The sequence below is a fragment of the Bacillus sp. FSL R5-0523 genome (assembly GCF_037975295.1).
Classification (GTDB): Bacteria; Bacillota; Bacilli; order Bacillales; family Bacillaceae; genus Bacillus; species Bacillus subtilis.
On sequence record NZ_CP150251.1, the window covers coordinates 1,550,432 to 1,573,061 of the forward strand.

General features: G+C 43.7%; 25 protein-coding genes. 20 read left to right on the top strand and 5 right to left on the bottom strand.

Annotated elements, in window-relative coordinates:
• The first annotated feature begins 51 nt into the window (after positions 1-51).
• Positions 52-3,498 (top strand): pyruvate carboxylase, encoded by a 3,447-nt coding sequence (gene pyc, locus NYE53_RS08085; protein WP_019712514.1) that lies wholly within the window; start codon positions 52-54, stop codon positions 3,496-3,498.
• Positions 3,499-3,901: 403 nt separating this feature from the next.
• On the opposite strand, the gene ctaA is transcribed toward pyc, so the two are convergent.
• Positions 3,902-4,822, bottom strand: coding sequence for a heme A synthase CtaA (ctaA, locus tag NYE53_RS08090; protein ID WP_014476717.1), 921 nt, complete (start codon positions 4,820-4,822; stop codon positions 3,902-3,904).
• A 354-nt stretch (positions 4,823-5,176) separates the two neighbouring features.
• On the opposite strand from ctaA, the gene cyoE reads away from it, so the two are divergent.
• The 6 genes from cyoE to ctaG all read left to right on the top strand — a co-directional run bounded on the left by cyoE (position 5,177) and on the right by ctaG (position 11,183).
• Complete coding sequence (gene cyoE / locus NYE53_RS08095) at positions 5,177-6,094, top strand: heme o synthase (protein WP_003232250.1); 918 nt, start codon at positions 5,177-5,179, stop codon at positions 6,092-6,094.
• Between the two features lie 239 nt (positions 6,095-6,333).
• Complete coding sequence (coxB, locus tag NYE53_RS08100; RefSeq protein WP_014663859.1) at positions 6,334-7,404, top strand: cytochrome c oxidase subunit II; 1,071 nt, start codon at positions 6,334-6,336, stop codon at positions 7,402-7,404.
• A 32-nt stretch (positions 7,405-7,436) separates the two neighbouring features.
• Positions 7,437-9,305, top strand: a complete 1,869-nt coding sequence (gene ctaD / locus NYE53_RS08105; RefSeq protein WP_021479350.1) for a cytochrome c oxidase subunit I — start codon at positions 7,437-7,439, stop codon at positions 9,303-9,305.
• Positions 9,305-9,928 carry a cytochrome c oxidase subunit III gene (gene ctaE / locus NYE53_RS08110; protein ID WP_003232244.1) on the top strand — a complete coding sequence of 208 codons (624 nt, stop codon included), beginning with the start codon at positions 9,305-9,307 and terminating at the stop codon, positions 9,926-9,928. The genes ctaD and ctaE overlap by 1 nt, the downstream gene beginning before the upstream one ends.
• Before the next feature lie 2 nt (positions 9,929-9,930).
• Complete coding sequence (gene ctaF / locus NYE53_RS08115; RefSeq protein WP_003232242.1) at positions 9,931-10,263, top strand: cytochrome c oxidase subunit IVB; 333 nt, start codon at positions 9,931-9,933, stop codon at positions 10,261-10,263.
• Between the two features lie 26 nt (positions 10,264-10,289).
• Positions 10,290-11,183 carry a cytochrome c oxidase assembly factor CtaG gene (gene ctaG, locus NYE53_RS08120; RefSeq protein WP_339248093.1) on the top strand — a complete coding sequence of 298 codons (894 nt, stop codon included), beginning with the start codon at positions 10,290-10,292 and terminating at the stop codon, positions 11,181-11,183.
• A gap of 31 nt (positions 11,184-11,214) precedes the next feature.
• Here the strand turns inward: ctaG and NYE53_RS08125 are convergent, their stop codons facing one another.
• The gene (locus NYE53_RS08125; RefSeq protein ID WP_003232238.1) at positions 11,215-11,577 is read right to left on the bottom strand and encodes a YugN family protein; all 363 of its coding nucleotides are present in this window, start codon (positions 11,575-11,577) and stop codon (positions 11,215-11,217) included.
• A gap of 139 nt (positions 11,578-11,716) precedes the next feature.
• On the opposite strand from NYE53_RS08125, the gene NYE53_RS08130 reads away from it, so the two are divergent.
• The 8 genes from NYE53_RS08130 (at position 11,717) to coaD (ending at position 16,430) form a co-directional block, all read left to right on the top strand.
• Positions 11,717-12,163, top strand: coding sequence for a CBS domain-containing protein (locus NYE53_RS08130; protein ID WP_003221362.1), 447 nt, complete (start codon positions 11,717-11,719; stop codon positions 12,161-12,163).
• Between the two features lie 83 nt (positions 12,164-12,246).
• Positions 12,247-13,287 (top strand): CAP domain-containing protein, encoded by a 1,041-nt coding sequence (locus NYE53_RS08135; protein ID WP_339248095.1) that lies wholly within the window; start codon positions 12,247-12,249, stop codon positions 13,285-13,287.
• 230 nt (positions 13,288-13,517) lie between these two features.
• Positions 13,518-13,916, top strand: a complete 399-nt coding sequence (locus tag NYE53_RS08140) for a YlbD family protein (RefSeq protein WP_032725642.1) — start codon at positions 13,518-13,520, stop codon at positions 13,914-13,916.
• 15 nt (positions 13,917-13,931) lie between these two features.
• Positions 13,932-14,171 (top strand): YlbE-like family protein, encoded by a 240-nt coding sequence (locus tag NYE53_RS08145; RefSeq protein WP_003232231.1) that lies wholly within the window; start codon positions 13,932-13,934, stop codon positions 14,169-14,171.
• 115 nt (positions 14,172-14,286) lie between these two features.
• On the top strand, positions 14,287-14,736 hold the full coding sequence (ricF, locus tag NYE53_RS08150; RefSeq protein ID WP_003221370.1) for a regulatory iron-sulfur-containing complex subunit RicF: 450 nt from the start codon (positions 14,287-14,289) through the stop codon (positions 14,734-14,736).
• A 54-nt stretch (positions 14,737-14,790) separates the two neighbouring features.
• Positions 14,791-15,063, top strand: coding sequence for a YlbG family protein (locus NYE53_RS08155; RefSeq protein WP_015715839.1), 273 nt, complete (start codon positions 14,791-14,793; stop codon positions 15,061-15,063).
• A gap of 322 nt (positions 15,064-15,385) precedes the next feature.
• Entirely contained in the window at positions 15,386-15,940 is a 555-nt protein-coding gene (gene rsmD, locus NYE53_RS08160) for a 16S rRNA (guanine(966)-N(2))-methyltransferase RsmD (protein ID WP_339248097.1), read from the top strand.
• A gap of 4 nt (positions 15,941-15,944) precedes the next feature.
• Positions 15,945-16,430: a pantetheine-phosphate adenylyltransferase gene (gene coaD, locus NYE53_RS08165; protein WP_003245283.1), complete on the top strand. Its 486-nt coding sequence runs from the start codon at positions 15,945-15,947 to the stop codon at positions 16,428-16,430.
• Between the two features lie 9 nt (positions 16,431-16,439).
• On the opposite strand, the gene spoVV is transcribed toward coaD, so the two are convergent.
• Positions 16,440-17,666 (bottom strand): dipicolinic acid transporter SpoVV, encoded by a 1,227-nt coding sequence (spoVV, locus tag NYE53_RS08170; RefSeq protein WP_187956126.1) that lies wholly within the window; start codon positions 17,664-17,666, stop codon positions 16,440-16,442.
• Between the two features lie 180 nt (positions 17,667-17,846).
• Between spoVV and NYE53_RS08175 the strand changes: the two genes are divergently transcribed.
• Together NYE53_RS08175 and ddcP are read left to right on the top strand one after the other, a co-directional pair.
• Complete coding sequence (locus tag NYE53_RS08175; RefSeq protein ID WP_003232221.1) at positions 17,847-18,629, top strand: patatin family protein; 783 nt, start codon at positions 17,847-17,849, stop codon at positions 18,627-18,629.
• Position 18,630: 1 nt separating this feature from the next.
• Positions 18,631-19,656 carry a protease DdcP gene (gene ddcP, locus NYE53_RS08180; protein WP_326224034.1) on the top strand — a complete coding sequence of 342 codons (1,026 nt, stop codon included), beginning with the start codon at positions 18,631-18,633 and terminating at the stop codon, positions 19,654-19,656.
• A 16-nt stretch (positions 19,657-19,672) separates the two neighbouring features.
• Here ddcP and NYE53_RS08185 read toward each other — a convergent pair whose 3' ends face one another.
• Entirely contained in the window at positions 19,673-20,920 is a 1,248-nt protein-coding gene (locus NYE53_RS08185) for a nucleotidyltransferase (RefSeq protein ID WP_326224035.1), read from the bottom strand.
• Entirely contained in the window at positions 20,917-21,102 is a 186-nt protein-coding gene (locus NYE53_RS08190) for a hypothetical protein (RefSeq protein ID WP_014476732.1), read from the bottom strand. The genes NYE53_RS08185 and NYE53_RS08190 overlap by 4 nt, the downstream gene beginning before the upstream one ends.
• A 27-nt stretch (positions 21,103-21,129) precedes the next feature.
• On the opposite strand from NYE53_RS08190, the gene NYE53_RS08195 reads away from it, so the two are divergent.
• The 3 genes from NYE53_RS08195 to gerR all read left to right on the top strand — a co-directional run bounded on the left by NYE53_RS08195 (position 21,130) and on the right by gerR (position 22,576).
• A complete protein-coding gene (locus NYE53_RS08195) occupies positions 21,130-21,648 on the top strand; it encodes a DUF177 domain-containing protein (protein WP_014479718.1) in 519 nt (172 codons plus the stop codon).
• 21 nt (positions 21,649-21,669) lie between these two features.
• Complete coding sequence (gene rpmF, locus NYE53_RS08200; protein WP_003154457.1) at positions 21,670-21,849, top strand: 50S ribosomal protein L32; 180 nt, start codon at positions 21,670-21,672, stop codon at positions 21,847-21,849.
• Positions 21,850-21,994: 145 nt separating this feature from the next.
• On the top strand, positions 21,995-22,576 hold the full coding sequence (gene gerR / locus NYE53_RS08205; protein ID WP_015715842.1) for a sporulation specific transcriptional regulator GerR: 582 nt from the start codon (positions 21,995-21,997) through the stop codon (positions 22,574-22,576).
• Positions 22,577-22,630 lie beyond the last annotated feature (54 nt).

Consider the following 22,630-nt stretch of genomic DNA (forward strand, 5'->3'; position numbering starts at 1 on the left):
GATATTCCGCTATGATAGATTATATTCCATTCGGGTAAGGGGGAGAAAAGTTTGTCTCAGCAATCGATACAAAAAGTATTAGTAGCAAACAGGGGAGAAATTGCAATCCGAATATTCCGGGCGTGTACCGAGTTGAATATTCGTACAGTTGCGGTCTATTCAAAAGAAGATTCCGGTTCCTACCATCGGTACAAAGCGGATGAAGCATACTTGGTCGGTGAAGGGAAAAAACCGATTGATGCTTACCTGGATATTGAAGGTATCATTGATATTGCGAAAAGAAACAAAGTCGATGCAATTCATCCGGGATACGGTTTCTTATCTGAAAATATTCATTTTGCGAGACGATGTGAAGAAGAAGGCATCGTATTCATAGGGCCAAAATCCGAGCATCTCGATATGTTTGGTGACAAGGTAAAAGCGCGTGAGCAGGCAGAAAAAGCGGGAATCCCCGTGATTCCGGGAAGCGACGGTCCTGCCGAAACGCTTGAAGCCGTCGAACAATTTGGACAAGCTAACGGTTATCCGATCATCATTAAAGCCTCGCTTGGCGGCGGCGGCCGCGGTATGCGGATTGTCAGATCTGAAAGTGAAGTCAAAGAAGCATATGAGCGTGCTAAATCAGAGGCGAAAGCAGCCTTTGGCAATGATGAAGTTTATGTAGAAAAATTAATTGAGAATCCAAAACATATTGAGGTTCAGGTCATTGGAGACAAGCAGGGCAATGTCGTCCATCTTTTTGAGAGGGATTGTTCCGTTCAAAGACGCCATCAAAAGGTCATTGAAGTGGCGCCGAGTGTCTCGCTGTCACCTGAATTAAGGGACCAAATTTGTGAGGCGGCAGTTGCGCTTGCCAAAAATGTAAACTATATAAATGCGGGGACGGTCGAATTCCTTGTTGCAAACAACGAGTTCTACTTTATTGAAGTAAACCCTCGCGTACAAGTTGAACACACGATAACAGAAATGATTACTGGTGTCGATATTGTTCAAACTCAGATCCTTGTTGCCCAAGGGCACAGCCTTCACAGCAAAAAAGTAAATATTCCTGAGCAAAAGGACATTTTTACAATCGGCTATGCCATTCAGTCACGGGTTACGACTGAGGATCCGCAAAATGATTTCATGCCTGATACAGGAAAAATCATGGCTTACCGCTCAGGCGGCGGTTTTGGTGTCCGTCTTGATACCGGAAACAGCTTCCAGGGCGCCGTGATCACACCTTACTATGATTCACTTCTCGTTAAGCTTTCAACTTGGGCTTTAACGTTTGAACAGGCAGCTGCCAAAATGGTGCGAAACCTTCAGGAGTTTAGAATCAGAGGCATAAAAACGAACATTCCATTCCTTGAGAACGTTGCAAAACATGAGAAGTTCCTGACAGGGCAATATGATACGTCTTTCATTGATACAACGCCTGAATTATTTAATTTCCCTAAACAAAAAGACCGCGGAACGAAAATGCTCACTTACATCGGCAATGTGACAGTGAACGGCTTCCCTGGAATCGGGAAAAAAGAAAAACCGGCGTTTGACAAACCGTTAAGCGTAAAGGTAGACGTTGATCAGCAGCCTGCCAGAGGAACAAAGCAAATTCTCGATGAAAAAGGTGCAGAAGGGCTTGCAAATTGGGTTAAGGAGCAGAAATCTGTCCTATTAACTGATACGACATTCAGGGATGCCCACCAATCGTTATTGGCAACTAGAATCAGATCACATGATTTGAAAAAAATCGCAAATCCGACGGCTGCGTTATGGCCTGAACTATTCAGTATGGAAATGTGGGGAGGCGCGACCTTCGATGTAGCCTACCGATTCCTGAAAGAAGATCCGTGGAAGCGTTTGGAAGATCTACGCAAAGAAGTGCCGAATACCTTATTCCAGATGCTGCTTCGCTCATCAAATGCGGTCGGCTATACGAATTATCCGGACAATGTGATTAAAGAATTTGTGAAGCAATCAGCTCAATCCGGTATTGATGTGTTTCGTATTTTCGACAGCTTAAACTGGGTAAAAGGGATGACGTTAGCCATTGATGCCGTTCGGGATACCGGAAAAGTGGCAGAAGCTGCGATTTGTTATACGGGAGATATCCTTGACAAGAACCGGACGAAGTACGATCTTGCTTATTATACATCGATGGCGAAGGAGCTTGAGGCGGCCGGAGCCCATATTCTCGGGATTAAAGATATGGCAGGGCTGTTAAAACCGCAGGCTGCATATGAACTTGTTTCTGCGTTGAAAGAAACGATCGACATTCCGGTTCACCTTCATACACATGATACGAGCGGAAACGGTATTTATATGTATGCGAAAGCTGTTGAAGCCGGCGTTGATATCATAGACGTGGCCGTCAGCTCAATGGCGGGATTAACGTCACAGCCTAGCGCGAGCGGATTTTATCATGCGATGGAAGGCAACGACCGCCGTCCGGAAATGAATGTCCAAGGCGTTGAATTGCTGTCCCAATATTGGGAGTCGGTGCGTAAATATTATAGTGAATTTGAAAGCGGAATGAAGTCTCCGCATACTGAAATATATGAGCACGAGATGCCAGGGGGCCAATATAGCAACCTGCAGCAGCAAGCCAAGGGAGTAGGCCTTGGCGACCGCTGGAACGAAGTCAAGGAAATGTACAGACGCGTGAACGATATGTTTGGTGACATCGTCAAGGTAACGCCTTCCTCAAAAGTAGTCGGAGATATGGCACTCTACATGGTGCAAAACAATCTGACTGAAAAAGACGTTTACGAAAAAGGTGAATCTTTAGATTTCCCTGATTCTGTCGTGGAGCTTTTTAAAGGAAATATCGGCCAGCCTCATGGCGGATTCCCAGAAAAACTGCAAAAGCTGATCTTAAAAGGGCAGGAGCCGATTACAGTCAGACCGGGCGAACTGCTTGAGCCGGTGTCATTTGAAGCGATTAAACAGGAATTTAAAGAGCAGCATAACTTGGAAATTTCAGATCAGGATGCTGTGGCATATGCCCTTTATCCTAAAGTCTTCACTGATTATGTGAAAACGACAGAAAGCTACGGAGACATTTCGGTATTAGATACACCGACATTCTTCTACGGTATGACATTGGGTGAAGAGATCGAAGTTGAAATTGAGCGCGGCAAAACGCTGATCGTTAAGCTGATTTCAATTGGTGAGCCTCAACCTGACGCCACTCGCGTCGTTTATTTCGAACTGAACGGGCAGCCGCGCGAAGTAGTCATTAAAGATGAAAGCATTAAGTCTTCCGTTCAGGAAAGGCTGAAAGCAGACCGGACAAATCCAAGCCACATCGCAGCTTCCATGCCTGGAACCGTTATTAAGGTATTGGCTGAAGCAGGCACAAAAGTCAATAAAGGTGATCATTTGATGATTAATGAAGCGATGAAAATGGAAACAACGGTTCAGGCGCCTTTCTCAGGAACAATCAAGCAGGTTCATGTGAAAAATGGCGAGCCGATCCAAACGGGAGATCTGCTTCTCGAAATTGAAAAAGCATAAAAAAAACAAGAGTGTATATCAATGATATACACTCTTGTTTTTTATATAGAAAATGTGGAGTGAAACAGATGGTTAGAAGAGATATAAGGGGACTTCAGAGATTATACAGTACTGTCACAAGCCCAAAATAAATAGAGGCTTATACAGCGAATATTTTAGATGCTTTGTAGTATGCCGTGCATATTTCTTTAAGCACTATCTGATTTAAAAGGCTTTAATACTTATGTTCGCGGGCAATAGATCCATATGAAATTTCTATAATCACGATAAGAAAGGGGACAGACTGAAGTGAGCTGCTCACTGATCATCAAGTTCAGCGAAGGCTGGCGATTGAAACGCATAAAGCGCCAAAAACAAGACATGAAAAAAGACCAAAGCTGCCTAAGGCTTTGGTCTTGAGTCCTTATGATTGCCTGGATTCATAACGGAAACGAGCAATCAATAATAAGAAGTAACATAAAACGCCAAACAGGCAGGCTATAAAGAACGAGTGGGCAAGTGCAAAACCCAGAGCGAGTTCAGTGTATACGATCATAATACCGGACAGTGCCTGTAATGTAATAAAAATAAGACATGAGATCCATCCCCAAAAGATCTGTTTTTGATCTTTATAGGAAGTAATAGCATGAACAGCGGCAACGATAATCCATACAAATAACAGTAAGGCTGCTGCTCTGTGGCCCATTTGCACCCATTCATGGAATTGGGTCGGAAGTCCATTGTTCAGCGGGCTGCACAGCGGCACATCAGGACATGCCAGACTTGATTCAGTGTGTCTTACATATGCGCCTGTATACACAACGATATAGGAATATATTAAAATTCCTATCATGTGAAATTGCATCTTTTTGCCAATTTGAAGCGGCTTAACCAGTGTTCTAACTGATTTATCAGCTTCAAATATGAGCAATGTCAAAATAAGCACTGAAGCAAAAGAAATTAATGAGATGCCGAAGTGAAGCGCCATAATCAGCGCGTTCGAACCGAATACGACAGCCAATGCGCCAAGCAAGGCCTGAAGAAATAAAAAGATAATTGACATGATCGCGAGAAACGTTGTTTCACGGAAAATCGGCGTGATTTTTCTCCATGACCAAAACGCAAGGCTTAGCACAAGGATAATAGAGATTCCGCTTGCGAATCGGTGGCTCCATTCAATAATTGAGGCCGGATTCAGTTCAGGGAAAAAACGGCCGTGACACAGCGGCCACTGTCTGCCGCATCCTTGGCCGGAACCTGTTTTTGTAACGAGGGCACCCCCGATTAAAACAATTAGCATGACAAATGTCGTCAGAACACCGAGAGCTTTTAATGCTTTATTCATACAATATTCACCTTCTCAACATACTGCTGCAATTTTATATACGTTCCAAGTGTAAGCGAATATGTGTTTTGTGGCAATTCCCAGAGCCTTTTGTTCACAAAAATATAATAGAATGACGGCTTCTGGAAAATGTACACTTGATTATTCATGCCGGGTCTGATAGAAATAAGGTAAACGCAATGCCGATTTGGAGATTGCCTTCATCTTTGGTAAAATTCATAAAAAGTTCACAAATAAATTCCTGTTTGTCGTTTAATATTTAATAGGATGTTTTTTTACAAGATGTTATCTTGTATGATAGAGTTGCAGGTTATTTTATTCTCCTGCGTTAGGTTTGTAAGGGAGGTTTACGTTATGGCTAACTCCAGAATCTTAAATGATACAGCTATAGACGGACAAATTGAAGAAACAACGGCATGGAAAGATTTTCTGTCCCTTATTAAAATAGGGATCGTCAATTCTAACCTCATCACGACTTTCACTGGAATGTGGCTTGCACTGCATATTTCCGGTTTGAGTTTTTTAGGCAATATAAACACCGTTCTTCTTACGTTAATCGGGTCTTCACTGATTATTGCGGGCTCCTGCGCGATCAATAACTGGTATGACCGGGACATTGACCATCTTATGGAGCGTACGAAAGTAAGACCGACGGTTACGGGTAAAATTCAGCCGAGTCAGGCGTTATGGTCTGGAATTTTGCTGGTTGCTTTAGGATTGATCATGCTGCTGATGACAACTGTCATGGCTGCTGTTATCGGTTTTATCGGAGTCTTTACGTATGTTGTATTGTACACAATGTGGACGAAACGCCGCTATACGATTAACACAGTAGTAGGAAGCGTTTCCGGTGCAGTGCCGCCGCTTATTGGATGGACGGCAGTGGAAGGGAATATCGGTGTCGTAGCATGGGTGTTATTCATGATTTTATTTATTTGGCAGATTCCTCACTTCTTAGCATTGGCTATTAAGAAAACTGAGGATTACAGAGCTGCAAATATTCCGATGCTTCCTGTCGTATACGGTTTTGAAGTGACAAAAAGACAAATTATTGTGTGGGTTGCGTGCCTGATGCCGCTTCCGTTTTTCCTTGGTAGCCTGGGTCTTCCGATTGTCATTCTCGGCTTGCTGTTAAATATCGGCTGGCTGATTCTTGGCTTAATGGGATTCCGCTCCAAGAATATCATGAAGTGGGCAACGCAGATGTTCGTTTACTCGCTTAACTACATGACAATCTATTTCGTTGCCATGGTTGTCTTGACGCTTTTCTAAAAAATAGATATGATGCTTGTTTTATCGCTTCAAAATAAACGATGACAACTAGTAAATGCCGCCTTGACCTCTTGTTTAATCAGGCGGCTTTACTTTTATACATAGATGGCATTTTGAGTAAAAAAACTCATAATTTAAGAGAAGAGGAAATGTAAGTGCTTTATTGGTGATAGGTTGGATGGCGATAGATTTCGATCCGCTTTCCGCCTTTGTATTGACCAGAAAAGGGGTTGGGTGAAATGGTAAAGCATTGGCGTCTTATTTTATTATTAGCCTTAGTGCCGCTTCTATTAAGCGGATGTGGAAAACCTTTTTTATCCACGCTCAAGCCTGCTGGCGAGGTGGCTGATAAACAGTATGACCTGACAGTGCTCAGCACATTGATTATGGTTGTTGTTGTTGCAGTAGTATCTGTTATCTTCTTTTATGTGATTGTGAGATTCAGAAGATCACGGGTCGGTGAGAACACGATACCGAAACAGGTAGAGGGGAATAAATTTTTAGAAATCACATGGACCGTGATCCCGATTTTGCTGCTCATTATTCTTGTGATTCCTGTTGTATTATATACGCTGGAGCTAGCGGACACATCACCAATGGATAAAAAAGGCCGCAAAGCTGAGGATGCTCTTGTAGTCAATGTTAGGGCAAATTTATACTGGTGGGAGTTTGAGTACCCTGATTACGGCATTATCACAAGCCAGGAGCTGATTGTACCGACAGATCAGCGTGTATATTTTAATTTAAAAGCCTCTGATGTAAAACATTCCTTCTGGATTCCTTCAGTTGGAGGAAAACTTGATACGAATACGGATAATGAAAATAAGTTCTTCCTGACATTTGATTCAAAACGAAGCAAAGAGGCAGGAGATATGTTTTTTGGGAAGTGTGCAGAGCTTTGCGGCCCTTCACATGCCCTGATGGATTTTAAGGTGAAGACGATGTCTGCAAAGGAATTTCAGGGCTGGACAAAAGAAATGAAAAACTATAAATCTACAGCAGAGAGCGATTTGGCTAAGCAGGGTGAAGAACTGTTTAAAGAGAAAAACTGCCTGAGCTGCCATGCGGTAGAGCCGAATGATAAGCGTGCAGAAGCCGCTAGAACGGCACCTAACTTGGCGACCTTCGGTGAAAGGACAAAAGTGGCAGGGGTGAAAGAGGCCAACAAAGAAAATGTGAAGGCTTGGCTGAAGGACCCTGACAGCATAAAGCCGGGGAACAAAATGACAGGCACATATCCAAAGCTCTCAGACAGCGAAACAGATGCGCTTTATGAATACTTAAAAGGCTTAAAAGCGGAAAGCAAGTAGGGAAGAAAGGGAGATATTGGGGGAGGTCACATATGTTGAATGCGCTTACAGAAAAGCGGACGCGCGGATCTATGCTTTGGGATTATTTGACGACGGTGGACCATAAAAAAATCGCGATTCTTTATTTAGTAGCAGGGGGATTCTTCTTTCTTGTCGGGGGAATTGAAGCGATGTTTATCAGAATTCAGCTTGCAAAGCCGGAAAATGCGTTTCTCAGTGCTCAAGCGTACAATGAAGTAATGACTATGCACGGAACGACGATGATCTTTCTGGCTGCGATGCCGCTCTTATTTGCCTTGATGAATGCGGTTGTGCCTTTGCAGATCGGGGCTCGGGACGTTTCGTTTCCATTTTTAAACGCGCTTGGTTTTTGGCTCTTCTTTTTCGGGGGCATTTTCTTAAATCTAAGCTGGTTTTTGGGCGGAGCGCCAGATGCGGGCTGGACGTCATATGCCTCACTTTCGCTTCATTCTAAAGGGCACGGCATAGACTTTTTCGTCCTCGGACTCCAAATATCGGGGCTCGGGACGCTGATAGCCGGGATTAACTTTTTGGCCACGATTATCAACATGAGGGCTCCGGGCATGACGTATATGAGGCTGCCTTTGTTTACATGGACGACATTTGTGGCCTCGGCATTGATTTTGTTCGCGTTTCCGCCGCTTACGGTTGGATTGGCTCTCATGATGCTGGATCGGCTGTTCGGAACCAATTTCTTTAATCCGGAGCTTGGCGGAAATACGGTCATTTGGGAACATTTATTTTGGATCTTCGGCCACCCGGAGGTTTATATCCTAATTTTGCCTGCATTCGGTATTTTTTCTGAGGTCATCCCTGTGTTCGCCAGAAAGCGTTTGTTTGGCTATTCTTCAATGGTTTTTGCAATCGTGCTCATCGGCTTTCTGGGCTTTATGGTTTGGGTGCACCACATGTTCACGACTGGTCTCGGCCCGATTGCAAATGCGATTTTTGCGGTTGCAACAATGGCTATCGCGATTCCGACCGGGATTAAGATTTTTAACTGGCTGTTGACGATTTGGGGAGGAAATGTGAAGTATACAACCGCTATGCTGTATGCTGTCTCATTTATTCCATCCTTTGTGCTCGGCGGTGTGACGGGAGTCATGCTGGCAGCTGCTGCGGCTGATTATCAGTTTCATGATACGTATTTTGTGGTTGCGCACTTCCACTACGTCATTATTGGTGGCGTTGTATTCGGCCTTTTAGCCGGTGTTCATTTCTGGTGGCCGAAAATGTTCGGTAAAATTCTGCATGAAACGATGGGGAAAATTTCATTTGTATTGTTTTTTATCGGCTTTCACCTCACGTTTTTCATTCAGCATTTTGTCGGCTTAATGGGGATGCCGCGCCGGGTTTATACGTTTTTGCCAGGACAGGGTCTGGAAACCGGCAACTTGATCAGTACAATCGGGGCGTTTTTTATGGCGGCAGCTGTTATTCTTCTGCTGGTCAATGTCATATGGACATCGGTAAAAGGTGAATATGTAGGTGCTGATCCATGGCATGACGGACGTACGCTGGAATGGACCGTTTCTTCACCGCCGCCGGAGTATAACTTTAAACAGCTTCCTTTTGTCAGAGGACTTGATCCGTTTTGGATTGAGAAGCAGGCAGGACACGAATCAATGACGCCGGCGGAACCGGTTGATGATATTCATATGCCAAACGGTTCAATCCTGCCGCTCGTCATTTCCTTCGGCCTTTTTGTCGCAGCGTTCGGGCTGCTGTACAGAAGTGATTACGCTTGGGGCCTGCCGGTGATCTTTATCGGGCTCGGCATCACATTTATTACGATGCTGCTTCGTTCAGTAATTGATGATCACGGCTATCATATTCATAAAGAGGAACTGCCGAACGATGATAAAGGGGTGAAGGCATAATGCAAGTTCAAGAAAAATTCACCGCAGAAACCTTTCCAGCTTCTCCTGAAAAAGTAACACTGGAAGGGAAAAATAAATTTTTAGGCTTTTGGCTTTTTCTTGGCGGAGAGACTGTTCTGTTTGCGTCTCTCTTCGCCACGTTTCTTGCGCTTCGGAATTCAAATGCCGGTGATCCGCCTACGACGGAAATGTTCGATGTGACACTTGTATTCATTGCCACAATGCTTCTATTAACGAGCAGTTTAACGAGTGTGTACGCGATGTACCACATGAAGAACTTTTCCTTCGGCAAGATGCAGCTTTGGCTGGGAATTACGATTTTATTGGGGGCGGGCTTTTTAGGACTGGAAATCTATGAGTTCAAGCATTACACCCATGAATTTGGCTTTACCATCACAAGCTCTGCCCTTGGTTCTGCGTTTTACACGCTTGTCGGTACACACGGCGCCCACGTGGCATTTGGGCTTATGTGGATCAGCACGCTTATGATCCGCAATGCCAAGAGAGGGCTGAATCTGTATACGGCGCCTAAGTTTTACGTTGCCAGCCTTTATTGGCACTTTATTGATGTCGTGTGGGTCTTCATCTTTACCGTTGTATATTTAATGGGGATGGTGGGATAAACATGGTCGATAAAAAAAGCAGAGGGCATATCAATAGCGACCTTGAATTTAAGAAAAAAAAGCATGCCCGAGAGATGAAATATCAAGTCCTGTCTTTTGGTTTAATGATCGGTCTTACGATTGTTGCATTTCTGACTGTGGCCACGGACGGTGTCGGCAGCTGGTTTACGATTCCTTTCATTATTTTGCTAGCTGCAATTCAAGTCATCTTTCAGCTGTATTATTTCATGCATATGAATCAGAAAGGGCATGAGGCGCCGGCACTGTTTTTGTATTCAGGGGTGTTTGTCGCGTTTATCACTGTGCTTGCGTTTGTGACAATTATATGGTGGTAATTTGAACAGCCGCCGGAGGTGAAGAAATGAATCAGTTGGAGATATTTGGGTTTCGCGCGATGTGGAGCCCTTATCTTTTTTGTATCCTGTTAGGCATTACGGCGCTTTATCTCTATTTTTACAGGCGAATGTCTTCAAAGCCAAATCGAATAACTGGTAAAGAGATGGTATGCTTTCTGTCGGCGATGCTGTTTTTATATGCAGCCGAGGGAAGCCCGGTTGATCTGCTCGGACATATTATGTTCAGCGCACATATGGTGCAGATGGCCGTCCTGTATTTGGTTGTCCCGCCGCTGTTAATCGCGGGAATTCCTGCATGGCTCTGGGAAAAAATCATTTTCAGGCCTTCAATCAAACCGTTTTTTTCCTTTTTTACGACGCCTTTAATTGCTTTGCTTTTGTTTAACGGCATTTTTTCTTTATATCATGTACCGCTTATATTTGATACTGTCAAAACGGATCCGTTTTACCATACATTAATCACTTGGCTTATCTTTGTGCTTGCGTTCTTCATGTGGTGGCCGCTTGTTCATAAGGTTGAGCGTCTACGGCAGCTCAGCGGCTTGATGAAGCTGGGTTATATTATGGCGGACGGTATGCTGCTCACACCTGCTTGCGCCTTGATCATGTTCAGCGGTGAACCGTTATACGCCACCTATACAGATCCGGCTTTATGGGCTGAGGCAATGAGGCTTTGCGTGCCAGCGGATATGATGGGGCAGGTCCCATTAACAGGGCCAGAGATGTTGAATACACTGCCTTTGTTAGAGGATCAGCAGCTCGGAGCAGTCATGATGAAAATCATTCAGGAAATTGTGTACGGTACTTTTTTGGCCATTATTTTTTTCCAATGGGTGAAGAAAGAAAGGGAAAAGGACGGGCAGGAGGAGCCGCCGTATATTCAGCAGACGATATCATAAAAGGTACAGCGAAATATGCTGTACCTTTTCGTTACATTTGAACTGTTTTTAACATGTTGGCTATGTCCTGAATCAGTGCCTTGCTTTTTGTCACAACCTGTACGGGAAACTCTTCCGTTTCTCCATATTCTACTCCATGAGGGTAGTAATGCTTTCCTAGGAGAGGGGACATTAATTGAATCACGGCGCGCCCGCTTCCGACATCGCCTTCTGCCGCAATACCTTGTATCCGCAGGTAAAACGTACCCTCAATCGTCGAAAACTTCTTGTCATAGGTGACTCTCTCGTAATCCCATTGACCCGCTCTGATAAGACCTTTGCTTTCCATTAAGTCGTCTAGCCAGCTGAGCTCAGCCTTAACCCCTTCAAGTCCGCTTTCAGTAAACTTCAACACTGACCCCTCCTTATAAAAATTACCTTTCCTGACAATCATAGTATGAAAGCGTTAAACTTTCAATGAATCTTCTTCTTTTGAAAGTATGCAAAAATTAAATTTTGACGACAATAGCACTAGACTAAAGGAGGTTAAACGGATGACAAAAATAAAAGATCTGATGACAGCCGACTTGCAATATTGCACGGTATTAGATAATGTATATGAAGCTGCAGTAAAGATGAAGGACGCAAATGTAGGAGCGATTCCGGTAGTTGATGAGGACGGGGAAACATTGGTCGGCATCGTAACCGACCGCGATCTCGTATTAAGAGGAATCGCCATCAAAAAACCGAACTCGCAAAAAATCACTGACGCGATGACTGAAAAACCTGTCAGTGTGGAGGAAGATGCTTCAGTCGATGAGGTTCTTCATTTGATGGCATCGCATCAGCTCAGAAGGATACCAGTTACAAAAAATAAAAAACTGACTGGAATTGTCACGCTTGGTGATCTTTCTTTATCTGAGCAAACGAATGAACGTGCCGGCAGCGCCTTATCGGATATTTCCGAAGGTGATAATAGAGAAGAAGGCTTTTTTCATTAACACATAAATCTTTGACATGTTAAATAGGCTGTATTGTAATGGGATGTAAACAAGAGATTGTGAATCGCCACGGGGGTGATAGATTGAAAAATATATTGAGAGCAATGGTTATCCTTTTGATTATCTGCGGAACTTATGTTCTGTTTATTCAATATGGATCTGTTCCTGAAAAGAAATCAAATGACAGCGAGCCTCAGGTGTCGAATGAGGAAGCGCAAAGCGGCAAACGAATACATATGCCGACTTCAGGGTTATTGTCCTTCATAGGCAAGCCCGCCGATGAAGTAACGAAAAAGCTTGGGGAACCTGAACGTATTGACCCTTCGGCTTATGATTACGATTGGTGGGTATACAATCAAGGTAAGGATCAATATATCCAAATCGGGGTATTAAACAATAAAGTGGTCACATTATTCGCGTCGGGTAATGATATTAACGCCAAGCCTTTCAAAATTGGAGAATCAACTGGCGATGTATTCAAGACCACCCAGGTGGCACCATTTGTGAATGTAGAGTATAAAGGAAATTCCTATCGGTTTGAATTTTCTGAAGAAGATATCAATACAAGACCGACTGTAAAGGTAGGAAAGATGTATGTCCAGCTGTATATGGACAAATTTGAGGGGAAGCTATCCAGCATTAGGGCGTTTGATGCGCAGACCTTTGTAAAGCAAAGACCTTATGAGGTAGTGTACCGCGGGGAATTAATTAAACCGAAAGCCGTTTCAGATGAGAAATGGAAAAAGATCCAAACGACGAGCGAAAAGCAAATACTTGATTTGACGAATGTCATACGTGTTAAACATGGGCTTGCAAAGCTTGAGTGGGATCAGCCGACGGCGGAAGTGGCCTTCGGACATAGTGAGGATATGAAAGAAAATAATTATTTCTCCCATGTCTCCAAAAAATACGGCACGCTGAAAGACCGCTTAGAAGAAGGGCATGTTGACTTTCAGCAAGCGGGAGAAAATATCGCATACAATTATGTGGACGGTCCGGCCGCTGTAGAAGGCTGGCTGAATAGCGAAGGCCATCGAAAAGCGCTTCTGAATTCAGATTATACGCATCTTGGAGTCGGAGTAGAACGAAAATATTACACCCAAAATTTTATTAAACGATGGTAATGAAAGCCGCGGACGAATGGTCCCGGCTTTTTCTATTTCCATACAAACTGGTCTGAATGAATGTGCTGATAGCTTACAGATAAGGCCGTTTCCAATTCCTTCAGTCAGGCTTTTTCACCAGTGTATAGGGATATCGGTTAAAATTCATTTGGGAATGAATATAGGCGAACACAATGCCCGACAAAACGATACATTGTAGTAGGTAACGATTTTCGGAGGGGGTGAGGATTGTGGCGAATCAACATGCCAATCATTCAATCAATGACTTTAAACAATTCGTCAAAAAGCATCCCAAGCTGATAAAAGAAGTGCGCAAAGAACAAAGAAGCTGGCAGGACGTATATGAAAATTGGGTCCTCTTCGGGGAGAGCGACCCGATTTGGGATCCGTATCGGGAACCGGAAGCAGCTGCTGAAGCTGTGCCTGAAACACCGCAAAAAAATGATTTTGTCTCGAAAATGGTGACAGCGGTGAAAAAGATGGATGTCAATCAAATGAACGAACAAATCAATAAAATGAGCCAGTCGATCTCATCGTTGCAAAGCCTTCTTAATACATTTTCCGGAAGCGGACAGAAGCATTCTCAGCCAGGTTCTGGACAGCATCCTTTTTCTTTTCGAAAGGATTAAAAAAGGGGAGCTCATATGCGCAAAGAGGTTCAGGAATATATTTTAGCAAACGAAGAACGGAAACGATTCATCAGAGAACAGCCGATATGGTACCGCAGGCTTTCAAGAAAACCGGATGATCTGTCCTCCTTTCAGCTTGAAATGATGAATTTTTATGAAAAAACCATTCCGCATCGGGTGAATCAGTTTACGAACGGGATTCAAATGGCGCAAATGATGATGCAAATGTTTCAAGCGATGCGGACAAAAGATTAAAAGACCCTGAAAAAGGGTCTTTTTTCATGCGGTCATAAGGTTTTGTTGGCGGCTGCGGTTAAGCATTTTCCAATTGGCTGGTTTCATGGTAAACTAACAACTGGAGGTGCATGTTATGTATGCGACGATGGAATCCGTGCGGCTTCAAAGTGAAGCTCAGCAGCTTGCCGAGATGATTCTGCAGTCGGAGACGGCTGAGAACTACCGCAATTGTTACAAGCGTCTCCAGGAAGATGAAGAGGCAGGTCGGATTATTCGTTCTTTTATCAAAATAAAAGAGCAGTATGAGGATGTACAGCGTTTTGGCAAATATCATCCTGACTATAGAGAAATATCCCGGAAAATGAGGGAGATCAAACGTGAGCTGGACCTGAACGACAAGGTGGCTGACTTCAAGAGAGCTGAAAATGAGCTCCAGTCCATTCTTGATGAGGTCAGCGTTGAGATTGGGACAGCTGTTTCGGAGCATGTGAAAGTTCCGACTGGGAACCCTTATTTTGACGGTTTGTCTTCATGCGGAGGCGGCTGCGGTTCAGGCGGAAGCTGCGGATGTAAAGTGTCCTGACGAGACTGGCCGTCTCGTCTTTTACATATAAGAGAAAACAGGCAGGTGATTGTATTGGAGAATAGGCGCCAGGGCATGGTTGTGTATCTGCACTCCCTAAAGCAGAGCAAAATGCTGAGGAAGTTCGGGAATGTGCACTATGTATCAAAACGATTAAAATATGTCGTACTATACTGTGATATGAACCAAATTGAAAAAACAATGGACAAGATTGCGTCTTACTCATTTGTGAAAAAAGTGGAGCCTTCTTATAAACCGTTTTTAAAATTGGAATTCGAGTCAAAGCTTGATAAGGCAAAAGAATACGATTATAAAATCGGCATATAGCTATAAAAAAATCCCCGCAGGCATCTGCGGGGTCCTTCTATTCCTTAATATGTTAAGGAGAAGGCAAAGGGAGAGGAGAAACCGGAGGAAGAACTTATGGGGAAACGTAAGTCTTCTCCGCGGTTGGCAACAACATCCTCTAGATGCTGTTGCTTATAGTATGGACAAGGATCATGCTGCCTATACACCTGTTTATCAAGATTAGCGTTCATTGTTTGGAAGAATGCTTTATGTTAAGATAGGATTGATTTTTTTCTATGTACATAGCGGCGTCCGGCCGAATAAAGAAACAAAATAGCTTTTAGAAAAAGTGGTGTGGAACATGAGAGTAATTTCTGGATCAAAAAAAGGCCGTTCACTAAAGGCTGTACCCGGAACATCAACAAGACCGACAACCGACAAAGTGAAGGAATCCATTTTCAATATGATCGGCCCTTATTTTGACGGGGGCAGGGGACTTGACTTATTCGCAGGGAGCGGAGGTCTTGGAATCGAAGCGCTTTCACGCGGGTTTGAGCATTGTATATTCGTTGACCGTGATTTTAAAGCGATTCAAACGGTAAAATCTAATTTGAAAACGCTGGAGCTTACAAAACAAGCACAGGTATACCGCAATGATGCGGAACGTGCTTTGCACGCTGCTGCTAAAAGAGAAACCGGCTTTCGCGGAATTTTTCTCGATCCGCCGTATAAGGAACAAAAGCTGAACGTGCTTTTAACGATGATTGACGAATATCAAATGCTGGAAGAAGACGGCTTTATCGTCGCTGAGCATGACAGAGAGGTCGAGCTTCCCGAAACCGTAGGAGATCTTGTGATGACAAGAAAAGAAACCTATGGGTTAACAGGTGTGGCGATTTATAAAAAGAGGGGGTAGTGAGGTGGCGAGTATAGCTGTCTGTCCCGGCAGTTTTGATCCGGTGACCTACGGGCATTTGGACATCATCAAACGCGGGGCGCATATTTTTGAACAAGTGTATGTATGTGTGCTGAATAATTCTTCAAAAAAGCCTTTGTTCAGTGTGGAAGAACGGTGTGAGCTTCTGAGAGAAGTGACAAAAGACATTCCGAACATAACAGTTGAAACATCGCAAGGCCTGTTAATTGATTATGCAAAAAGAAAAAATGCGAAAGCGATTTTAAGAGGCTTGAGAGCTGTATCTGATTTTGAATACGAGATGCAGGGGACATCAGTAAACCGTGTGCTTGATGAATCCATTGAGACGTTTTTTATGATGACAAACAATCAATATTCGTTTCTAAGTTCAAGTATCGTTAAAGAAGTGGCGAGATACAACGGCTCGGTATCAGAGTTTGTACCGCCGGAAGTAGAGCTGGCGCTTCAGCAAAAATTCAGACAAGGATGAGGTTTTCACTCATCCTTTTTTTGTTCCGTTTGTCAGTCTGTAAGAAAAAATAATAATGTACGTAAACAGCGCGCATAGTGTGACAGCAGGTCCGATCTGCACAAGCAGATTCCAGCCGTTTATGAAGGCGGTTGGCATTTCACTGCTGTTAAGAGATTTAAATACATATTGATATGAATCATCCCATGCCGTGTAAAGTGGTTTCCATAAAAGCATGACGAAGACAGCGGCATAAACGCCCTGCAGCAAACGTGCGATAAAGAATGGTTTAAATCGAATGTCGGTTTCCGATAAAATACCTGCCACCTGAGCTTGTACGGAAAAGCCGCTAAACCCGAGAATAAAGCTGACGATAATGGCTTTTTGCAGAAGAGAAACATCTGTCTCGCTGACAAGCTTGCTGCCTAATGTAATTTCAAACATCCCTGATAAAAGCGGAATGTCCAATTGAGTCGGAAGCTGAAACAAAGTCAGTGCTCCTTTTGTGAAAACAGACAAAACATCAGTCAGCTGGACCACTGACAACAGCCGATTGAAGACAGAAAATAAAATAATAAAGCCGCCTACCATAAGAAGCGTTTGAACAGAAGACGTCACGGCGTCGCCTAAAATTTTACCCAAGGGCCGTTTTTCTGCAAGTCTGGCGGTATGAAGAGCGTGTAAAGCATCTTTGACTGAAGGGAAAGGTATCGTTTTCTTTCTTCTGAGGTGCTGCTCTTCCTTGCGGCCATAGGAACGCATTGTTAAACCGACAGCCAGATTCCCCAAATAGTGTGCAGAAGCTAATAAAATGCCTAGTGACGCGTTTTGAAAGAAACCGACGGCAACAGCGCCGAAAATAAAGAGCGGGTTTGAAGAATTGGTAAACGACGCGAGCCGTTCTGCCTCTACTCTTGAAATCTGATTTTCCTGCCGCAGACGGGCAGTGAGTTTTGCGCCCGCTGGGTTTCCTGATGCCATTCCCATAGCAAGAACGAAGCCGCCGACACCCGGCACGCGAAAGATCGGCCGCATAAAAGGCTCAAGCAAAACACCGACAAATCGCACAATGCCAAAGCCGATTAAGAGTTCGGACAGAATAAAAAATGGCAGCAATGACGGAAACACAACCTCCCACCACATAGACAGCCCGGTTTTAGAGGCTTCGAATGAGGCCTGTGGATGTGAGATGACAGTCGCTGTTAAAAAAAGAAAAAACGAGGCAATCAAAAGTGTATTAATCTTCGACAAGTTCATTCTTACCTCCCCGATGCTAAAAATGCCCAATGACATGTATATCATGATAAAATAATGTATGATGTAAAACGGCCAAGCAGTACCTGTCCTCTTGATTCTTTGTACTAATATACGAGCATAGGGGTTCAGTTTAGACCATAGAATTCGGTATACAGGGAATTCAGGCAGGAGGTTAACGCTTTGGCCAAACCTAAAATCGGGTTAGCGTTAGGATCGGGAGGGGCCAGAGGGCTCGCTCATCTCGGTGTGCTTTCCAGTTTACATAAGCACCAAATTGAAGTGGATATGATTGCAGGAAGCAGCATGGGCGCTTTGGTGGGCAGTTTTTATGCCGCCGGACATGACGTGGCAACGATGAAAAAAGTAGCCAAAGCCTTTAAACGAAGGCTTTATGCTGATTATACGGTTCCGAAACTCGGTTTTTTAAAAGGTGACCGCGTCAGACAGCTTGTGCATGCTTATACATTCGGAAAACCGATTGAAGAGCTCCAAATCCCGCTGGGCATTGTTGCGTGTGATCTACAGACGGGAGAAAAGATTGTGTTCCGAAAAGGATCAGTGTCAGATGCAGTGAGGGCCAGCATCAGCATCCCGGGTATCTTTATTCCGCAGCGGCTGGACGGACGCCTTCTTGTAGACGGCGCGGTCGTCGATCGAATTCCGGTTTCTGTTGTGAAAGACATGGGAGCTGATATTATCATCGCTTCGGATGTTTCCAGGGTTCGAAAAACTGAAACAGCAGTGCATATTTTTGATGTGATTATGCAAAGTATGGATATACTGCAAAATGAATTAGTGCGGCATCAAACAATTGCCGCAGATATCATGATTCGCCCTTCCCTTGAAACATACAGCTCAAGCTCGTTTGCCAATATTGAAGAAATGATATCGGCAGGCGAAGAGGCGACAAACCGAATGATCAGCAAGATAAGAAAAGAAATAGAGAATTGGGAGGGCTCATAATTTGCTACGTAAAAAACATTTTAGCTGGATGCTCGTCATCCTCATACTGATCGCCGTTTTATCATTTATAAAACTTCCATACTATATTACAAAACCGGGAGAAGCGACAAAGCTTGCTTCATTGATAAAAGTGGAGGGAGGCTACCCGGAAAAAGGAAGCCTGTCCTTAATGACTGTCAAAGTGGGACCGGCTAATCCGTTTACATATGTGTGGGCAAAGATGCACCCTTATTATGAAATTGTTCCTGATGAGAGCATTAAGGAGGAAGGCGAGTCAGATAAGGAGTATATGAAAAGACAGCTCCAAATGATGAAAAGCTCGCAAGAAAATGCGGTTATAGCCGCCTATCAAAAGGCAGGGAAAAAAGTCAGCTATTCCTTTAACGGCATATACGCAAGCTCAGTTGTAGAAAACATGCCGGCAAAAGGGAAAATAGAAGTCGGTGATAAAATCATCAGCGCAGACGGCAAAAACTATCAGTCTGCTGAAAAGCTGATTGATTATATCAGCAGCAAAAAAGCGGGAGATAAAGTCACGTTAAAGATCGAAAGAGAAGAAAAAGAAAAGCGTGTCACCCTTACGTTAAAACAATTTCCTGATGAGCCGGATCGGGCAGGAATCGGAGTTTCGCTTTATACAGACAGAAACGTGAAGGTAGAGCCTGATATTGATTTTGAAATCGAAAATATTGGCGGCCCGTCAGCAGGGTTAATGATGTCTCTTGAAATCTATAATCAGCTGACAAAACCAGACGAAACAAAAGGCTACGATATTGCCGGAACAGGTACGATTGATGTTGACGGAAAAGTAGGCCCGATCGGCGGCATTGATCAAAAAGTCGTCGCCGCAGACAAAGCCGGAAAAGACATTTTCTTCGCGCCAAATCAAAACGGCGCCAGCAATTCCGATTATAAGAACGCAGTAAAAACAGCAAAAGATATTGATTCAGATATGAAGATTGTGCCTGTAGATACCATGCAGGATGCGATTGATTATTTGAATAAGCTGAAAGCGAAAAGCACCTGATTCTCAGGTGCTTTTTCTATACATTTAAAAAGTGTTGTTCAGCTTCGTCATATCGAATCGGTGCATGTCCGTATTCCTGCAGGTCAAACTCAGTTCTCAGCGGCTCTTCTATCGGCAGGCTGTAAATCCTGCTTGCTTTTACGTCCAGATCGAGAGCTGGATGGGAGAAAGAGGACAGTTTGCTGACAAGCGGAACAGACAGTGCTTTTTTCTTTTCGGATAAATAAGCCTGTCCTTTTTTCGTCATGCCGAGAAGCCTGATATACGGCACCTTATCATCGTCAAGCAGCTTTTGCATATCCTGTTTTTTTGTTCTGGTTAAAATGTGCGTATTCATCCGCTGGAGCCTTGTCCACGTATAGCGCTTTGTTTTCAGCAGCTCCATAAATTCCTGATAGGAGCGGGATTTTCTGATCGAACGAAGAATTCTGTGCTCTAAACCTTCCTCCACCTCGTATACTTGCTGTAATTCCTGTGCTGTTACAGTTGAAAGGCTGTATTTTAAGTAAGAAAAGTAGCTCTCAGGTGTATGCCACAATCCGAAAGATTTGCGGTAAGCTGCTAATTCACGTGCAGATGCAGCAGGGAGAAAACGAAGGCAGGCTTCGAGATTCTGGCCAGTAATTGCTTTTCTGATGCTTGTAGCGCTTGCGATATGGTTTTCGCCTTCAGGGAGATCGGCATCATGATAGTCCGAAGAGATCCGTGCCGTAGTATAAGGTTTCATAGGATATCCCCCGGTTAGAATCGAGGTCACATACTGGTATCCCAAAATGTTATTTGGTTTTGACAAGTCAAGTGCACTTTCAGAATGCAAAATGGAGCTGAAGGCGCTAGCCGCCGCTGCTGGGTAACTGGCCCCCTTTTTAAGTTCTTCTTTAATTCGGTCATTCAATATATGTTTATGCTCATCAATAAGCTGTGCTGTTTCTAAAAAAGGCTTGATATCCCCATTTTCACTCCCGAAAAACAGCGCCTCACATTCAAGTTCGTTCAGGATGGAAACACTGCCGCGTGCAAAAATGTCTGCTTTTTGCACGGCATAAAGATAAGGCAGCTCAATAACGAGGTCAACTCCGCTTTGCAGGGCCATTTTTGTTCGGGCCCATTTTGATACAACAGCGGGTTCCCCGCGCTGTAAAAAATGCCCGCTCATGACCGCGACAGCCGTGTCACATCCGGTTTGCCGCTTTGCTGTTTGGGCATGATAAAGGTGACCGTTATGAAAGGGATTATATTCAACCACCAATCCGACAGCTTTCATATTTTTTCCGCCTTTCTTGCTATGTTTAAAAACGTATGGTACATTTGCAAATGAAAACTCTTACGCCTTATTTTTGTTTTAAGTGTATGCATAGCATTTTCCGCTGTCAACGATACTTCAATGGCAGCATTATGCTGTAAAGAAAAAATATTGACAAAAACAATCTTAAAAGCTATAATCATGTTTGTTGCTTTCCTGAGGTGATACAAATGAAATGGACGATTTATCAGCTGCATCAAATGCCAAAACAAAGTTTTGAATTTGATGAAACAGTTGAGTTAAATGAGCTGACAAAGCTGAATTCTGACATTCGCCGCATTTCTCCCGTCCGGGTGAAGGGCAGAGCGGATATCAAATCCAAACAGGTTTCGTTTGATTTTACAATTTCAGGCGAAATGATTTTGCCATGCTCAAGAACACTCGTTGATGTCCCGTATCCATTTGAAATTTCAACAAAAGAACTGTTTATATTTCATCACACGGATGATATAGAAGATGATGACGTTCACATTGTTGAGGACGATACTATCGACTTAACTCCGATCGTGAAAGAAGAAATTCTTTTAGAAATCCCTATGCAAATCTTTTGTGAATCTGAACAAGAAAAAGGAGCTGCTCCTCAAGAAGGAAAGGATTGGCAAGTCATTTCGGAAGAAGACAAGAAGAATCAAGTTGATCCGAGACTTGCAGCCCTTGAAAAGCTCTTAAAACAAGATGATGAATCTTAACTCTTTAAGGAGGTGGGAATAATGGCTGTACCTTTTAGAAGAACTTCTAAAATGAAGAAAAGATTGCGCCGTACACATTTCAAACTTAATGTACCTGGTATGACAGAATGTCCGTCATGCGGAGAGATGAAGTTGTCTCACCGTGTATGCAAAGCATGCGGATCATACAACGGCAAAGACATAAATGTAAAAAGTAACTAATAAGAAAAGCGCGGGGTGAAAGCCCTGCGCTTTTTCTTTTTCTCTTCCTGTCAGCTTGCGGAAAATTTGTGAGTGCAAATAGTCTATCTAATCTATTACCGGCATATGTATGAGATAAATAAGCTGACATGGAGGGAGATTGAATTTGACCATTACAAGACAAGATGCTTGGACTCAGGATGAGGATTTACTGCTGGCAGAAGTGGTGCTTCGTCATATTCGAGAGGGAGGAACACAGCTTTCAGCCTTTGAGGAGGTTGGAAGGGCGCTGACCAGAACCGCGGCAGCCTGTGGTTTCAGGTGGAACTCGTATGTGAGAAAACAATACCAGTCAGGTATAGAGCTTGCAAAAAAGCAAAGGAAAGAACTGAGAAAGCAAATCGGCGTTCATTCGGTCAATATGCCGAATTCCATGAAGCAGACTGCCTCGGCATCGTCAGAAGGAAAACGAGATTTGTCCATTCAGGATGTCATTCAATTTCTCGAACAATTCAAAGAAGCACCGTCTGCACAAGAATTTCAGCTTGAAAGGGAAAAATTGAGGGAGCAAATCCAATCGCTGCAAAAAGAGCTTGAGGATTTGCGGAGTGAAAATCAGACATTGCGGAATCAGCTAGAGATGACAGAAGAGGATTACAAGGCACTGATCGATATCATGGATCGGGCCAGAAAAATGGTTGTTTCGAAGGAAGACGGAAGAATGAAAAAAGCGGCTCAAGAAACGTAAAGAAACGCCTGAAATGAACCGGCCCTATAGTAAGAATAGGCCGGTTGTTTTGAT

Excerpts from the sequence above, each read along its gene's own strand:
- ctaA (WP_014476717.1), bottom strand. The coding sequence starts at position 4,822 with ATGAATAAAGCATTAAAAGCTCTCGGTGTTCTGACGACATTTGTCATG.
- cyoE (WP_003232250.1), top strand. The coding sequence starts at position 5,177 with ATGGCTAACTCCAGAATCTTAAATGATACAGCTATAGACGGACAAATT.
- coxB (WP_014663859.1), top strand. The coding sequence starts at position 6,334 with ATGGTAAAGCATTGGCGTCTTATTTTATTATTAGCCTTAGTGCCGCTT.
- ctaD (WP_021479350.1), top strand. The coding sequence starts at position 7,437 with ATGTTGAATGCGCTTACAGAAAAGCGGACGCGCGGATCTATGCTTTGG.
- ctaE (WP_003232244.1), top strand. The coding sequence starts at position 9,305 with ATGCAAGTTCAAGAAAAATTCACCGCAGAAACCTTTCCAGCTTCTCCT.
- ctaF (WP_003232242.1), top strand. The coding sequence starts at position 9,931 with ATGGTCGATAAAAAAAGCAGAGGGCATATCAATAGCGACCTTGAATTT.
- ctaG (WP_339248093.1), top strand. The coding sequence starts at position 10,290 with ATGAATCAGTTGGAGATATTTGGGTTTCGCGCGATGTGGAGCCCTTAT.
- NYE53_RS08130 (WP_003221362.1), top strand. The coding sequence starts at position 11,717 with ATGACAAAAATAAAAGATCTGATGACAGCCGACTTGCAATATTGCACG.
- NYE53_RS08145 (WP_003232231.1), top strand. The coding sequence starts at position 13,932 with ATGCGCAAAGAGGTTCAGGAATATATTTTAGCAAACGAAGAACGGAAA.
- ricF (WP_003221370.1), top strand. The coding sequence starts at position 14,287 with ATGTATGCGACGATGGAATCCGTGCGGCTTCAAAGTGAAGCTCAGCAG.
- rsmD (WP_339248097.1), top strand. The coding sequence starts at position 15,386 with ATGAGAGTAATTTCTGGATCAAAAAAAGGCCGTTCACTAAAGGCTGTA.
- spoVV (WP_187956126.1), bottom strand. The coding sequence starts at position 17,666 with ATGAACTTGTCGAAGATTAATACACTTTTGATTGCCTCGTTTTTTCTT.
- NYE53_RS08185 (WP_326224035.1), bottom strand. The coding sequence starts at position 20,920 with ATGAAAGCTGTCGGATTGGTGGTTGAATATAATCCCTTTCATAACGGT.
- NYE53_RS08190 (WP_014476732.1), bottom strand. The coding sequence starts at position 21,102 with ATGATTATAGCTTTTAAGATTGTTTTTGTCAATATTTTTTCTTTACAG.
- NYE53_RS08195 (WP_014479718.1), top strand. The coding sequence starts at position 21,130 with ATGAAATGGACGATTTATCAGCTGCATCAAATGCCAAAACAAAGTTTT.
- rpmF (WP_003154457.1), top strand. The coding sequence starts at position 21,670 with ATGGCTGTACCTTTTAGAAGAACTTCTAAAATGAAGAAAAGATTGCGC.